General features: G+C 49.2%; 10 protein-coding genes. 4 read left to right on the top strand and 6 right to left on the bottom strand.

The annotated features are described in order from the left end of the window. Positions 1–413 (top strand): AGE family epimerase/isomerase (locus CBE68_RS05920; protein ID WP_198959875.1); only part of this gene is annotated, 413 nt, incomplete at its 5' end. 18 nt (positions 414–431) lie between these two features. After that, positions 432–1,925 (top strand): glycoside hydrolase 5 family protein, encoded by a 1,494-nt coding sequence (locus tag CBE68_RS05915; protein WP_229744657.1) that lies wholly within the window; start codon positions 432–434, stop codon positions 1,923–1,925. Positions 1,926–2,265: 340 nt separating this feature from the next. Here the strand turns inward: CBE68_RS05915 and CBE68_RS05910 are convergent, their stop codons facing one another. The 6 genes from CBE68_RS05910 to CBE68_RS05885 form a co-directional block, all read right to left on the bottom strand. Continuing rightward, positions 2,266–3,831, bottom strand: coding sequence for a sulfatase family protein (locus CBE68_RS05910; RefSeq protein WP_158100506.1), 1,566 nt, complete (start codon positions 3,829–3,831; stop codon positions 2,266–2,268). 56 nt (positions 3,832–3,887) lie between these two features. After that, on the bottom strand, positions 3,888–5,702 hold the full coding sequence (locus CBE68_RS05905; RefSeq protein WP_087505129.1) for an arylsulfatase: 1,815 nt from the start codon (positions 5,700–5,702) through the stop codon (positions 3,888–3,890). A 77-nt stretch (positions 5,703–5,779) separates the two neighbouring features. Continuing rightward, positions 5,780–7,372, bottom strand: coding sequence for a calcineurin-like phosphoesterase C-terminal domain-containing protein (locus tag CBE68_RS05900; protein ID WP_158100505.1), 1,593 nt, complete (start codon positions 7,370–7,372; stop codon positions 5,780–5,782). Next, positions 7,365–9,335 (bottom strand): arylsulfatase, encoded by a 1,971-nt coding sequence (locus CBE68_RS05895; RefSeq protein WP_143824499.1) that lies wholly within the window; start codon positions 9,333–9,335, stop codon positions 7,365–7,367. The genes CBE68_RS05900 and CBE68_RS05895 overlap by 8 nt, the downstream gene beginning before the upstream one ends. 4 nt (positions 9,336–9,339) lie before the next feature. Beyond that, positions 9,340–10,860, bottom strand: coding sequence for a cellulase family glycosylhydrolase (locus tag CBE68_RS05890; protein ID WP_143824498.1), 1,521 nt, complete (start codon positions 10,858–10,860; stop codon positions 9,340–9,342). A gap of 59 nt (positions 10,861–10,919) precedes the next feature. Then, positions 10,920–12,299, bottom strand: a complete 1,380-nt coding sequence (locus CBE68_RS05885; protein ID WP_229744656.1) for a glycosyl hydrolase — start codon at positions 12,297–12,299, stop codon at positions 10,920–10,922. A gap of 364 nt (positions 12,300–12,663) precedes the next feature. On the opposite strand from CBE68_RS05885, the gene CBE68_RS05880 reads away from it, so the two are divergent. Both CBE68_RS05880 and CBE68_RS05875 read left to right on the top strand, forming a co-directional pair. Further along, positions 12,664–14,496: a glycoside hydrolase 5 family protein gene (locus tag CBE68_RS05880; RefSeq protein WP_143824497.1), complete on the top strand. Its 1,833-nt coding sequence runs from the start codon at positions 12,664–12,666 to the stop codon at positions 14,494–14,496. Positions 14,497–14,515: 19 nt separating this feature from the next. Continuing rightward, complete coding sequence (locus tag CBE68_RS05875) at positions 14,516–15,682, top strand: lactonase family protein (RefSeq protein WP_158100504.1); 1,167 nt, start codon at positions 14,516–14,518, stop codon at positions 15,680–15,682. Positions 15,683–15,698: the final 16 nt, after the last annotated feature.

Below are 15,698 nucleotides of genomic sequence, written 5' to 3'. Positions count from 1 at the left end.
ACGAAGAGCGGTTACAGCGTTTAACGCCAGTGGTGTTGAAGTTAGCGGATACCACATTGGCCGAAGGTATTGGCGAGCGTGGTCAGGTGCTCGACCAGTTTGATTGCGTCAAGCGCACTAACCACCCTGAGAGCCATTGGTGGGCACAGGCTGAAGCATTGGTTGGTTTCCTTAATGCTTATTACCTCAATGGTAACGAAGAGTTGCTCCCTCTGTACGAGAGCATTTGGCAGTTTATCTGTGACTTCCACAAGGATGTGGAGTTCGGCGAATGGCATTGGTTGGCAACAATCGATCAAGCCAATCATCCGGAAGTCTACAAAGCAGGAGGCTGGAAAGCGCCGTACCACAATGGTCGGGCGATGATGGAGATCAGCAAACTAGTTGATCGCATCCACAACAAAAATAACTAAACGACGAAAGGTAGAAGTATGAAAAAATTGATCCTTGGCCGTGTTGGAAAGAAAGCGCTGGTCGGCACGTTAGCAGCCTTATTGACTGCGCCAACCTTGGCTTTTGATCACTTTATTAGCCGTGATGGCCATCAATTAAAAGATGGCGATCAAGTGTTTCGGTTTGCTGGTATTCATGCCCCGGAACTACACCGCATCGAAAATGATGCGCGTGGCGTGTGTAAAGAAGATCCACGTGGTTGGGGGCAATATTTTCAATGGCCAACGGCTGATGAACAAGATAACTGGATTCAGTCGTTGGTACTGACTGGCCACAAGGCAATGCGGGTATACGTATTGTCAGTGGCTACACCATATGATGAAGCTTGTGAGCGCGAAACTCACATTTTGCCGCCAACAAGCAAAGATGGCATGCCGCGCCTCAATGAAGTCGCCATGGTTCATTATGACCGCATGATTGCGTTGTCAGACAAGCACGGTCTGCGATTGATTTTGCCATTCATCGATCACTGGAAATGGTGGGGTGGACGAGAACAATTAGCCGCGTTCTATGGTGAACAAGAAGACGACTTTTACGACACCAGCAGCAAAACCTACGCGGCGTACCAACACATTATTGAGCAAGTGATTCACCGCACCAACACCATTACTGGCCGCAAATACAACCAAGAAAAAGCCATCATGGCATGGGAAACCGGCAATGAATTGAAAGGCTCAACTGAAGCTTTCGTTCGTGAAACTGCTGCTCATATCAAGCGCCTGGCACCAAACCAGTTGGTGATGGATGGCACTTACTTAAAAATTAACGAATTTTCGAAAACTGATCCGAACGTCGACATCATTTCAAACCATTTCTACACGGTTAATAACAACAATAACCCAGAAGAAGTGCGCAAGAACTTGCGAGCGATTGATGGCAAAAAGGTGTATTTCGTCGGTGAATTCGGTTTGGAATCTGCTGAGTTCCTTAACTCGGTGATGCAAGCGGCTGTGCATGAAGAATACAAAGGCGCTAAAGCTGCAGGTGCATTTATTTGGGGCTTCCGCGGTCGTCGCCATGATGGTGGTTTCTACTGGCACCGCGAATACACCGGTCATTACAGCTATCACCTACCTGGCTTCCCAGAAGGTTTCCGTAACGAGGAGCAAGCGGTGGTTGATGTGGTTCGCACCGCGATTGCACAGATGAACGGCGACGATACAGTGATGCCATTGCCTGCTCCGCAAGCGCCGACGTTACGAGCAATCGACACCCCCAACAACCTGAAATGGCTTGGGGCGCCCGTTGGTCGTTGGTATCGCTTTGAGCGAGCCACCAGTCAATCTGGTCCTTGGCAAGTTATCGGTGATGGTATCTCTGATGGCCGCAACGGCTTTGATCCTGCTACCGATGTACTGTTTGCTGATCCAATGCCGCGAGAAGCTGGCACCACCTATTTTTATCGAGTGACTGCCTTTAATGAGTCGGGTCACTCGGGACCATCGAATATTGAATCCTTTAAGCAGCCCTAGCTAGCCTTTTTAACTGCTTCCCCCCCTTGGACTTATAATGTCGCCCCCGCTTCGTGCGGGGATTTTTTTGACCGATTGTTTGTGTTCTGGTCATCTTTATTTGAATAATCAATCGTTACGTTAATGCCTAGCTTCCATCCCTCGGGAATTATCTCCAATGAAACTCCACAATCTATTGGCGATGTGTATTGCTATGCCGTTCAATACTAAAGGCATGTACCGAGCTGCGCGCACCGAAGGTGGCGAAGTGCAGGTTCTTATTTGGCAGCATTAATCCGATAAAAAATCCCTGCCGAAAAGGCAGGGATCACAAGAAAATACTAGCACTATGGTGCCAGCGCTATTTGAATTCACCAAAGGCATGCGGCAAAGGCGCAACGTGCTGTTTGAGCCTTGCTTTCATCTCCGCCAATACGTCCGCGTAAGCCGGATCATTAGCAAGGTTGTGGCGCTCGTCGGGATCATTCTGCAGGTCGTACAATTGATCGAAATCGAAGTAGCCTGGGTGAAGTTCATGGGCGCGATAACGTGAACGAAGGGTACCGGCTAGCGCATCGGTGGTTTGAGTTAATCCTTCTTGATTGTACTTCCCTGGATTTTGTCGAGCATCATCTCTGATATCAGAAGGGAAGCGAACCGCAATGTACTTCCAGCGATCGGTAACTACTCCTCGGGTATAAGTGATTTCTAAGTAGGCATCATCACGAAGTTGATCGGTCTGACCTGTCAGCAGTGGCAACATGCTCTGACCATCAAGTGGTTGCTCGGTGCTGACGCCGGTGGCGTCTAGAATAGTAGGTACAATATCGACGGAGCTGACCAGCCCATCCACTTGTTGCGGACTAATTTTCTTTGGCCACCAAACAAACGCAGGGGTGTTTACGCCGCCCTCATAGTTGGTCATCTTGCCGCGACCGCCGTTCTTACCACTGTGATCACTGGCGAAGATGATCATGGTGTTGTCGAGTAAGTCATGGTGCTCGAGTTTATCCAGCAAGGCTTGAATGGCATCGTCAATCCACAGCATCACCGCTGCACTTTCAGGTAATCCGGCCTGTTTCACCCGAATAAAAGCACTGTCGCGCGACGCTTGCACTTGCGGTGCTTGGTCGAGAAAACCTGCGGGGGTGATGCGTGGATCAGACTTCATGGAAGCCACTGGCGGCGGTCCATGAGGAGTGGTAGTCGCCATATACAGGTAGAAAGGTTTGCCGTGGTTCTGATCAATAAATTCAAGCGCGCTTTGGGTCACCCACTCTTGGTTATGTTGTTGCATCTCGGCGGGTAAGGCCATGGCGTGAAGATTGTTGTAGTACAAGCTTTCCATGTAATCGAAGCCGGTCAACTGTTGAATGATCGACTTCATATCCTGATAGTTTTTGGCGATGCGGGCGGCAACTTCTGGATCACGAGGGTCATCATCAAGCTCGTTGTGGAGCTGGATCGCTTCGTTTTCAAAGTTGTGATATTTGCCAACAAAGCCTGTCACGTAGCCACTGTTTTGAAACATCTCAGCAATGGTGTTTTCGCCTTCCTCAATGTGAGTATTCCAGCGTAAAAATGCTGGCTCTGACGTTGGGTAACGTTCAAGCAAAGTACTTGAGTAAGAGGCATAGCGACCAGTGAGTAAATTGTAGCGACTTGGAGTACAAACTGGGCTACTGACATAATAGCGATCGAGCCTTGCTCCCTCATTGGCTAGTCGATCAATAGTGGGGGTCATGACTTCTTTGCCGCCAAATACCGCGGCATCTTTGAAGTTCATATCATCGGTGTAAATCATGATGACATTGGGGCGTTGAGTGCCAATCGTGTCTGACCCCATGGCGTTGGGGGGTGAGCTACAAGCAGACAACGCAAAGCAGGGAGTTAGCAACGCTAAATGTTTGAGCAAACTGAGTCTCATTGTCATTACCTTGAAATGTTGTAAATACTGTTCCTTGAATCGATATTCGCTGCCGCTTAATCAACTCGCTCTAGGCGAATTGATTTGATGTGCAGTTCCGAGCCAGAAATCTCAGGCCTTAGCAGTAAGTCGCCGGATTGCCGCGTGAGCTGCAACTTGCCCAGCTCAACTGAACGCCATTGAAGGTCGGGTGCTTCATCGGTGTAATACAAGCGCTTGCCAGGTACTTCCGTGGCAGCATACTGAGCCAGTGATTTCGACAGTGATAAGTTGGCGCTTGCTAACTGCAAGCTACCAGATAGCTCCGCCGCGCCGTTGGGAGTGGCGTACTCCATGATGACAGTGTAAGAACCTGTTGATACCACTTTTACTGGCCACTTCAACTGCGCTTGTCCCTGATTCGGTCGCACTATGCTCCAATCATGTGCCCAGCCAGCTTCAAAGGCATAGTCAATGGCTTGGCCCTCGATATGAGCTTCATGGGCCGAGAGGGTGACTGCTGGCCGAACGGCATGTCCTACCTCAATGGCGATGGTTTGCACCGGCGATGCGGTGAGCTCGTGGTACCACGTCATGTAATCGGCTTTTAGTCGATTTAGCTGCGATGGGTTGCTGTTGGCGAGATCTTGGCTTTGCTGAGGATCCGCCTGAATATCGAACAAGTACCATTGACCGTCGTAGTCATAGACTGCCAGCCACTGTTGGGTGCGAATCGAGCCGGGAAAAGGTGCAATGGCCTGCTCGTTTTCTCGGCGTGTATTACGAAAATGATTGGTGTAAATGGTTCGGTCGGGCCATGAGTCATCAGCTTTGCTATCGAGCAACAACGGCGAGATGTCGTCACCATCGAGTGGTCGCTCTGGGTCGGGTTTAGCCCCCAGCAAGCTTAACACTGTCGGGTAGATATCCATGTGTTGAGCAATGGACTGGATTTGATGACCGCCTTCAATGTGGTTGGGCCAATGAATAAACATAGGTACCCGCACACCGCCTTCATCAACCCGGCCTTTATGGCCTTTGAGGTTGCCATTGTAGCGACTATTGCCGCCGGGAAACGCAGGGCCGTTGTCGGACAAGAATATGACAAGGGTATTGTCGCTGAGGTTGAGTTCATCGAGCTTGGCTAAGACTCGCCCAACGTTGTCATCAATGTTTTCAACCATGCCATAGATCGAGGCATCTAAATCACTCAGCCCCTGATCTTTGTATTTGCGAAAATAGTTGTCCGGCAGCTCAAACGGACTGTGAGGCGTGTTAAATGGCACATAGGCAAAGAAAGGTTGCTGATGATTACGCTGGATAAAGTCGATGGCAGCATCAGTGGTTACATCGGCGATGTAACCGGAGGTTTCAACTGGCTCACCATTGCGAAGCAGCTTGGCATCGAAATATAACGTCTGGTGGCCGTCGACAAAGCCTAAGTATTCATCAAAGCCTTGGCCAGTGGGATCATGAGGGTATTGAGCTCCATTGTGCCACTTGCCGAACAATCCTGTGGCATAACCATGCTGTTGCAGCGCCTCGGCAAGAGTTAATTCTTCACTGCGCATCTTTTCGCCACCGCGTGTGACGCTAAATACGCCGGTCCGCAAAGGTTGGCGACCGGTTAACAGGGCCGCACGGGTCGGCGAACAGACCGGGTTTACGTAAAACCGCTCAAAGCTAACTCCTTGCTCGGCAATTTGGTTGATGTGAGGCGTTGAAAGTGCCTCATTGCCGTTGAAACCAACGTCCCCCCAGCCTTGATCGTCAGTCAGAAACAGAACCACATTCGGCTTTTCTATTGCTGCTTCAGTGGCATCACTAACGGGTGCTTTGCCGTCGGTGCAGCCAAAGCAAAATGCGCAAAGGAGTAAAGTTCGTTTAAACATGTCTGTTACCTAGTTTGAGAAGTGCAACGTATGTTGGTGCTCCATCTTTTAATCGGATGGCATAAGCTGGCATTGACCTAGTCAAATGAACCAATGGTAAAAAATGAAACCTCATAGGCATCAAGCCCGAATTCATCTTGTGCTTTCACCTCAACCATGTGAGATCCCAGCGCTAGGTTTTCTGGGTAGTAACCCAACCACATATGCCGCGAAGGCTCCGTTTTCAATCCGGATGGAATCTGGCCCTTAGTTGGGAATATCTTTTCTTGTTCATGGCGAATAATGCGGGCGATGTAAGGGTCTTGTTGCATGACTTTCTTCATCGGCTGCCATTTGCCCTTGTCGACTCGCATCATCACATTGGTTTTGGCTGATCCGGCAAACACATTGGCTAACACTTCGTTGCCCTTGAACCCTTTGGGCTGCTGCATTGACCAGTCGCCACGATCTTGCTGCCACACCCAAATATTGAGCTGCTTTTCGGCGGGTAACTCCATCGCCTTGTAGGCCATTTGATACTGATTGCCCTCAAAGCTGAACACGTAGTATCCCTTGGGGGCTCCACCTCCCATTACGGCAACAGGAATGCCTTTCCAGTCACGCTCGCCATCCCACCAAAGACCACAGACTGCACCGGCAACCACTTCATGCATTTCCAAGCCTTGGCCATAGGGTACGAATTGCTGCTCAAGAATATGGCGGTGACCGGATACTGCGAGCACATGTTGGCGGTCGTTTACCAGCGCCATTAATTCATCTGCATTTTCGATGGTGTAGATGGGGATGTGTTGACTGAAAACGATCAAGTGATCATCAGGTACATGCTGTAAGTCATTTTCGATAAAGCGAAGCTGCTGCTCCGACAGTCGCGCGCGGTAATGCCCCTGGTCAGATGGCTGAACGGTATTGAGCATGAGAAAGTGGACTTTGCCGTAGTTGACGGCGTAATAATCCGGGCCAAACTGGTGGTTAAAGGTGCTGGTGAAATTGTTCTGCCATGGCAGCTCCATGTTGCGATCATGGTTACCGAATACCGGATAGGTTGGCATGTTAAACCATTTGGTGATTTGGCGGGTGCCGCCCAAAATATTCAAGTTATCGTCGGCAATATCACCCAGCATTACGGCGAATTCCAAATCATCGCGTTGGTATAACTCTGGCGTCAGCAAGCGATTGGTATAGTTGATCTCTTCCTGAATCCGCATTTGCAAATCGCCAAGCATGGCGACTTTAAAAGAGTCGCCGGTGTCGCTGGTTTGCAGGCCGAAGTTCAAGGGTTGATCCGGAGCTGCTGTGGGCTGTAAACCTTGGTACTCGGTTTCTATCGTGCCCTCTGGGAAATAGTTGAAGTACGCGGTGTGAAAGCCGTCGCTATCAGCTGGTAAGTCGAAGTGACTCGGTTTAATGACAAACAGTGTTTGACCGTGATTTAAGGTTATTTCATAGCGGCCATCGCCATCGCTGACGTTCACATCAATACCGTTTGAAACAGCGACGCCGGCGATGCCTTGTTCGCTTGAATCCATAGTGCCGTTGTTGTTTTGGTCATGATAGATAAAACCGCTGACCTTTAGCTCTGTGGCTGCAAAGGCACCGTTGGCAGCTGTTAAGTTCACTAATACCGATGCAAACAAACTCAGCAATTTCGGCAAACGGGGTGTGTTAATCATGGTCTGTACCGGCTCCATGTGAGTTTTGTTCGGTGGCAACCAATTGAATGGCAATCACCTGATCAAGCATTTCCGCTTGTTTCGGGTTGCGTAACTCGGTCATTTCTAACTTCAGCTGTGCTTTGCCCGGGCCGAGTTCTATCTGACCTAGGTAACTGTTGTGGATATCGTGTTTAAAGGTTTCGTAGCGGTCAAAGTCTTGCCAATAAGCACTCTCGTTGCGAATTAAGGTCCCAACCGGATTGGCGAAGCCTGCTTTCAAGCTAGCTTCGACGCTGTCGCTACCAACGGACAACTTGAAGGTATGATCGGCGGGATGCTTCATTTTGCTGATCAAATAAACCTGATAGTTGCCAGCCGTGTGAACCTTGGTGTTGTATGAAGCCCATTGCCCCGGGTGTGTCCAATTGGCTAGGAAGTGATCCTTGTTGATCAGATCATCGCTCAGATCCGCCGGCGCATAGGCGTTCACTTGGCTAGTGATTCGATTCTGATAGCCAACTTGGAATTCCGGCATAGTCATGGCTCGGGGGGAAGCCAATATTCCCTGATACCAAGCTTGTAATTGGCCATTGAGATGCTTTGTTAGCTCTGGTTTCTTCGCCAGTAGGTTATGCTGTTCTTTTGGGTCGTTGGCAATATCAAACAACGCATGCTGGCCGGCAATTTGTTCATTGCGAACCAACTTGTATTGGCCTTGGCGAATTGCCAGACGCTGAGCGTCAAATTGGATTTGGTTGCGATATCTTGGCGTCAATGGGGCATAGAAACCAATGGAATCTAGTGAGTGATGTTGTTGCTCTGGTACCAGTGGTGATGCCCATGCATTGATTAAGGTTCGGCTGTCAACAAAGTTGTTGGGATCTACCAAGCCGTCGACTAGGCTGATGCCGTCTAACTCAAGCTCCTTCGGTACGGCAATTCCTGCCCAATCCAGTAGGGTTGGAAACAGGTCTTCGACTTGACTCAAGCTGTCAATGTGTTGCGGCTGGTACTTGCCGGGCCAGCGAATAAACAGTGGCGAGCGAACACCATTTTCCCAGGTGTCACCTTTGCGGCCTTTGCGACCATTGGGATTTCTTAATTGCCATTCCTGATCGTTTAAGCCAAATCGATAGCTTTTGATCCACGGCCCGTTGTCACTCAAGAACACCACAATGGTGTTATCGGCAAGGTGCTGTTTATCGAGCTCTTCGAGTAGGCGGCCGATGTTGCCATCGAGATTATCAATCATTCCATACAAGCTCGCGGCAGGAAATGACAACCCCTTGCCTAGGTATTTTTCAATGCTTTCAGCTGGCGCACGCCATGGGTTATGCGGTGCCATATACGGAACGTAAGCAAAAAATGGCTGATTTTTGTGGCGCTGGATGAAATCGATTGCCATGTCGGTAATCGCTTTGGTGGCAGAGCCTTTGGTACTAATCTGTTGCCCGTTTAGTAAGCCATTGTTGTCGAAATAGTTGTACAAGCTGGCGTAATAGGCTTCATCAAAACCGCGATCCCAAGGGAAGTAACCATCAGATTTGCCACTGTGCCACTTACCCCACATGCCGGTTGCGTAGCCGTTTCGCTGCAACAACTCTGACACCAATGTTTCATCGAGATGAATGTAGTCGCGGCCACCATGAACACCCGAAACGCCAGTGCGAAGAAAGTGTCTACCAGTAAGCAAGCTGGCTCTTGACGGCGCACACAGTGGGTTGACGTAAAATTGGCCGAAGCGAACGGACTCAGCTGCCAGCGCATCAATGGAAGGTGTGTCGACTTGGGTATTGCCGTGGCTGGATAAGTCATCGAACCCCATGTCATCGACTTGAATCAATAAAATGTTGGGGCGAGCAGAAGCATGATTGTCGGTTGCCAAAGACGGTTCAACGAGCGCTGTTGTTTGTGCATGGCTTGCAATGGCATAAGTCATTGCAAACCCCAAACTAATGATCTTGATTAACTGTTTCACCACAAGGTTATTTCCAAACTACTTGCAGCGGCTGAGAGTACTCTGAAGCCCCTGCAATATTGTGGCCGCGAACGCGGTAAAACAAGGTTTGGTTAGGCTCAACGTCAACATCGTAAAACAGCACCAGTGGCTCAGACGCTGCTTTGGTGTACTCAAAGTTCTTCACATCCTCGACGATGGAGTCTTGTAAGCCAGTGGCAATCACTCGCCAAGGCCCCTGCTCGGAGCTGGCTCGCTCAATACTGTAGTAGGCTGCTCCGGTGGCGCCACGCCAAGTAAAGCCATCCAGTTGCTGGAATAGAACTGGCGCCGGTGACGGTGCAAGCTTGGCTGGAATTGGCTGTTGGCGGATTCTGTAGGCGTACTTTTTCACCAAATCTAGGGTGCGTTGCTCCTCATACACCCGACCGGCTGCAAAGCCTGGGTAATGGTAGCTATTGACGAACGTGCCGCCTTCATTGTGATAGTACCAACTGCCGTCGCGGCGATGGCCTCGAATACTCCACATCAAGCCGCCGGTCATACCGCTATCAACGATGGTTTGCATTAGCGCTTCGATGTTTTCGGTCGTTCCCAGACCAAATTCATCGATGATGAGTGGCTTCTTGCCTTTGGTCTGCTGCCATACTTCTTCGGCCAGCGGTGCCAGCTGCCAAGGTTTACCGGCCCACTTGTTCCAGTATTCGTATAGATGTTCGCTGATAATGTCGATGTTCGGATCGTCGATAAACACCTCACGGCGACCACCATTGCCTTCCATGATTAAGTGGTTGTTATCAATGGATTTGAGGTAGGCTGCCATTTCCACCGTCCAAGCTTCGATTTTCGGTTGCCACTCATCTTCAGGCAACTTTCTATCGAGCCAGTAACTGGTAAATTCATTGCCGAATTGCCATGCCAGCAAGGCCGGGTCATCTTTGTAACGTAGGCCGGAAACTGTGTTGACGCGGTTGGTAACGAAATCGAGGAAATGTTTGAAGTCTTTTTTGACCGCTGGGTCGGTCCAAAACTCGCCAGCGCCTTTACCTGAGAGCGCGGCAAACTCGTCGACGCCACGCCAGCCGGGAAATTGCTGCGAAGCAATCAGTGGAATGATGATGCGAACGTCATATTCTGGCGCATAGGCCAACAGGCGATCTAAGGCTTTGAATGCTTCTTCGTTGTAGTCGCGATGGCCCTGAATATAAACGGGTAGCCCATTGTCTTCTGGCGAGTAAACGGACAATGCAAAGGTTCGGGTGGCACGTGAGCCAACCCGCTGCAAGGCTGACAAGATATCGCGGATTTCATATTCATCGGGGAAACGATTGGTATAGTCTGCCAGCAGCTGAGTTTCATTCTGATGAATGTTGGGTGCAGCAAACCCCATAAAGCGAAATGGTTTACCGTTTTCTAAGAGTTGATCGCCATCTCGGGTAATGATGGGCCAATCAGCAGGCTGTTGCGCGGCAACTGAACTGACACAGAGTGCAGCAGCTAGCGCTAAACAGCATTTTTGCGCAGACCTAACGATATGATTTATTGACATGTTGTTATCCGTAAATGGGGCAAAACCGGGCTGCACAGCATGCTCGCCATGCAACCCGTTCAGGGGAAATTGGGTGAAGGCTGGAAGCTCGGCAATTCATCAAGAGTAATAACCAGTTCATGGCCATAAACATGCTGTTTGTGCTCAGCCGTGTTGTAGTACTCGCCGGTCCAGAAATTGTTTGGATCAGTTAAACCTTCAGCGCTTGATCCATCGTTCCAAACGGTAAAATACAGCCACCAAGCGTTCTCTTCAGCCATTGCGTCGGGGTCTGGCATATTGTTGTTTTCGCTCATCGCAATGAGTTTGCTGTGATGACTAAACTGTTGAACGCTAGCGTAAGAATGAGCTTCAGCGCCGTATTGTTGCGCTGTGGCGTATACATCCATACTGGCGATATCGACGTATTCATCACCTGGATACCAATCGGCGTGCTGACCATTCCAAACCCAAATGAGGTTATTCAATTGGTAATAGTTGGTGAGCTTGTCGTATAGGTATTGCCACAATGCGATTTGCGCTTGCGGGCCTGAAGCTCCCCACCAGAACCAGCCACCAGATGCTTCATGCAATGGTCGCCAAAGCACAGGAATGTCGTGCGCTTGTAGCTTTTGCAGCTCTGCGGCAATGATTTCAATATCGGCTTCCATTTGTTCAAATGCTTCGCTATCCATATCGAGGCTGTCGCCATCCATCGGGATGCGGAATTCTGTACGGTCGGTGTAGAACTCTGGCCAACCATTGCCGCCACTGGGGTCGCGCCAATGCCAAGCAAAAGTGACCAAACCACCGCGCTGCCAGTGAGTGATTGCTTCTTCGGTTTGTGACTTGCCACTACCGCCATCGCCGCTGAATACGCCGTAGTTCATAAAGTCATAGCCCATAATGGCAGGTGCTTTGCCGGTATCATTGATGACCCGTTGATACATGTCAGTACTGTCTTTCCAGGTCAAATCTTGTTGGCCAGAGAGAATTTGTTTGCCAAAAATACTGTGTAGGTATTCGAATACGGCTTTGGTTGTTGATGTGGCGAGCGGGTTAACCAACTCCGAAGTCAGCAGCATGTCTGCTACTGGTACAGGCGAAAGAATGCCGGAGCCATCGCCATCGGGATCCGCTGCTGAATTTCTAACTACACAAGACTCTGAACCGGTCCAACCCCAGCCATCACCATCGGGATCACTATCGTCTGCGCCGCAATATGGGTATTCACTATCACCAACCACGACATAGCTAGGTAATTCAGGTTCTGGAATTGTTGGTTCTGGTGGTGGCTCAACGGGCGGTTCTGGCTCCGGTTGTTCGATGGGCGACTCTGGTTCTTTTGGCTCAGGAGAAGAGCTACTGCTGCCACAAGCCGAAATCGACATGCTGAGAATTAGCGAATATAAGAGCTGAGATTTAGCTGACATGAACCACTCGGCATTGTTGTAAATCATGAATTAGGTGCTGAAAGATAAAGCATAAGGAATATATTTGTAACCGATTACATCACATTTTAGAGTTTCTATTTTGCTCCTTATGTTATTAGTTGGGAACTTCTTAAGTCGCTCCTAAGCGAAACTTATAGTGTATTTTTAATCGCTTTTTATATTTAATAACGTAATGATTATTATAGTTTTAGTTTGTTTTTGATGCGTTAGTTCTGAGCTAGCTTACACAGCTGTGTGTGATAACTGCTTAACACTTTGTAAGAGTCGGTTTGTGTTGTTGTCCCTCCTAGCATAAAGTCACTTTTTGATGAACCGGTTCATAGGTTGGTTCATGTCCACCTTTAGCTGGATCATTTAACAGGAGAAGGTTTTGATAAAACTACTTGGTAGAGCCCTAGCGGTTGTGACTGCGTTTGTGAGCCTACATGCGTTGGGGTTTGAACATTTTATAACGGTTGATGGTAACCAGTTGATGGATGGCAACAAGCCATATCGCTTCATTTCGTTCAACGTGCCGACACTCAACTATCAAGAAGATGAAATGTCGTTCGCAACGACTAACCCGTATCAGTTGCCTGATGAGTACGAAATGCGGGATGTATTTGCCACCATTAAAGAAATGGGCGGGCAGGTGGTGCGCATTTATACCATTCCGGTAAGAAATAATAATTTCCCAAAAGAAGCGCCAACCTATGTTGAGGGGCCGGGCCGGTTTAACGAGGAAGCCTTTAAAGTCACAGACATGATGTTGGCGTTGGCTAACGAGTATGGCGTTCGAGTGATCTTTCCGCTGTTGAATAATCGCCAGTGGATGGGGGGACGGCCCAACTATGCAGAGTTCCGCGGCAAGACGGCGGAGGATTTTTGGACTGACCCGCAGTTGATCAGTGATTTCAAGAAAACCATCGAATTCACCTTGAATCGAACCAACAGCGTTACCGGAGTTAAGTACAAAGACGATAAAGCGATTTTGTGCTGGGAAACCGGTAATGAACTAACCAGCCCGATGGGCTGGACCCGAGAAATTACTCGCTATATTAAATCGCAAGACAGTAATCATTTGGTGATGGATGGTTGGTTTAGTGATGATTTAGATTACCCTCTGGTGCGCGAAGAATCACTGGATGAATGGTCGATCGATATTGTCACTTCCCATCATTACGAGCGTGATACCACACTTATTCCGCACAATATTCAGCGCAACCTCGATCTGATCAAGGGGCGCAAAGCCTATGTGGTTGGTGAGTTCGGTTTTGCCAGCAGTTCTGCCATTGAGTCTGCGTTAGATAAGGTGATTGCTGAACAAGACGTCATGGGGGCACTCATTTGGAGTCTGCGGCATCACCGCAAAGACGGTGGTTTCTATTGGCATTCTGAGCCACTCGGAGCCGGCTTGTTCAAGGCTTTCCACTGGCCAGGCTTCCCGTCCGGTGAGGCCTATGATGAGCAACGCTTGATGCAAATGTATCGAAACAAAGCGTTTGAAATACAAGGTGTTGACGTGCCTCCGATTTCTAAGCCACTGGCGCCTACATTATTGCCGATTGCCAACGCTTATTCGATTAGCTGGCAAGGCTCGATGGGCGCTACTGGCTACAACGTCGAGCGGTCTGAATCGACTGAGGGTCCTTGGCTGCGGGTTGGTTACAATATTTCCGATGCTGACGTGCCTTATTTCCCGTTGTTCCATGATGAATCTGCGCAAATTGACAATAGCTATTACTATCGAGTTTCGGCCATCAACAGTGCCGGTGATTCTGGTTATTCAAACACCGTTGGACCGATCAAAGTTAGCCAGCTAGCGCGAATAGACACCATGAAAAATCTTGGCGTGGTCGAAGACAGCAAAGCCATTCATCCGGTAACGGGCAGCGATCGAAGTTTTAAGGAGATTCGCCATCGCCTTGCCGGTGATTATGGCTCTGAAGCAACATATCGAATTCCAGGCAAGCTCGACAAATTCCTGTTGTATGCATTTGAGCAAACAAGATTCTCTTATTTAGCTCTGGTTGGCTCTCATGACGGTAAAAGTTGGACAGAGCTCAATGTGAAGCCGCAAACATTTGCTAACAACGAATCCTATTACAGCTACTGGAAGCCGAAACTCTACTCGTATCAGGGAGATGAGCAGTATCGCTATATCAAAGTCGTGTTTAGAGGAGGCAAGGCTCAATTGGCGAGAGTGGAAATGCTCTACCACTGAGCTTTGTGAATCATTGAACATGAAGTACTTAAACTGCGCAACACTCGTTGCAAGCGCCATTAGTCTAGTTCTGCTATCAGGCTGCCAATTGTCGAAACATAGGGGACAAAGCAAAGATTATCAATTGGTGGTGGGTACCTACACTCAAGTGCACAGCGAGGCTGTTGCGCCGATCCCCTTCGAAAGCGATGGCATTTACCGGGTTCGATTCGATCCCTTTAACGGCGACTTTCGGCAACCGCATTTGTTAGCATCTCTGCAAAACCCTTCATACCTGACCATTTCAGCAGACAGCGACTATCTCTATGCTGTTGAAGAAATGAGCGCGGGAAATATAGCGGTGTTTGCGCTGCAATCTTCTGGCGAAACCTTGCAAGCGAATGCCATCAATGGCATCGCGAGTCATGGCTCGTACCCGTGTTACATCGCGTTGTCGCCTAATGGCGCTCACCTTGCGGTGGCTAACTATGGCTCAGGAACTTTATCGGTAATCGGCGTCGATAAGTTGGGCGGCTCACTGACCAATACCATTGCTGTCAATCAACATCACGGCTCTGGGCCAAATAAAGACCGTCAGCGAGGCAGCCATATGCATTGGGCGAATTGGACCGAGGATGGCAACCGGCTATACGCAGTCGACTTAGGCGCTGACACCATCACACTGTATGAACAAAGCAGCAATTGGTCGAAGGGCATAGAAGCTGCGGCAGTGGCACCTGGCTCGGGCCCACGACATATGGTGTTCCATCAACAAAATGGTAAAGCTTATGTGCTCAATGAGTTGAGCAATACCCTTATGGCATTCGATGTCGAAGCAAATGGCAAGCTAACAAAGGTACAGCAGCTCTCGACTTTGCCGGAGAGTTATCAAGGAACTAGTCAGGCTGGACACATTGCGCTTACCCAAGATGGCCAGTACCTCTATGTTTCCAATCGGGGGCACGACAGTTTAGTGATGTTTCAAGTGACTGATGATGGGCTCCTATCAAAGCAACAGACCATATCAAGTGCAGGTCGCTGGCCTCGTCATTTTCATATCAGCACGGATCAGCGCTTTTTGTTCGTTGCCAATCAACATTCAAATTCCATCGTATCTTTTGCCATTGGTCGTGATGGCAAGCTAACAGAAGTCGGTAGCCAGCTTGATATTTCGCAACCGGTTTTAATCAATGAAATCAGCAGGTAATCAATTCGGATCAAGC

This window comes from Neiella marina, from assembly GCF_002165625.1.
Lineage (GTDB): Bacteria > Pseudomonadota > Gammaproteobacteria > Enterobacterales > Neiellaceae > Neiella > Neiella marina.
This window is presented reverse-complemented; position numbering and strand designations above follow the sequence as displayed.

Coding starts and splice junctions, on each gene's coding strand:
- CBE68_RS05915 (WP_229744657.1), top strand. CDS start 432: ATGAAAAAATTGATCCTTGGCCGTGTTGGAAAGAAAGCGCTGGTCGGC.
- CBE68_RS05905 (WP_087505129.1), bottom strand. CDS start 5,702: ATGTTTAAACGAACTTTACTCCTTTGCGCATTTTGCTTTGGCTGCACC.
- CBE68_RS05875 (WP_158100504.1), top strand. CDS start 14,516: ATGAAGTACTTAAACTGCGCAACACTCGTTGCAAGCGCCATTAGTCTA.
- CBE68_RS05910 (WP_158100506.1), bottom strand. CDS start 3,831: ATGAGACTCAGTTTGCTCAAACATTTAGCGTTGCTAACTCCCTGCTTT.
- CBE68_RS05885 (WP_229744656.1), bottom strand. CDS start 12,299: ATGATTTACAACAATGCCGAGTGGTTCATGTCAGCTAAATCTCAGCTC.
- CBE68_RS05900 (WP_158100505.1), bottom strand. CDS start 7,372: ATGATTAACACACCCCGTTTGCCGAAATTGCTGAGTTTGTTTGCATCG.
- CBE68_RS05890 (WP_143824498.1), bottom strand. CDS start 10,860: ATGTCAATAAATCATATCGTTAGGTCTGCGCAAAAATGCTGTTTAGCG.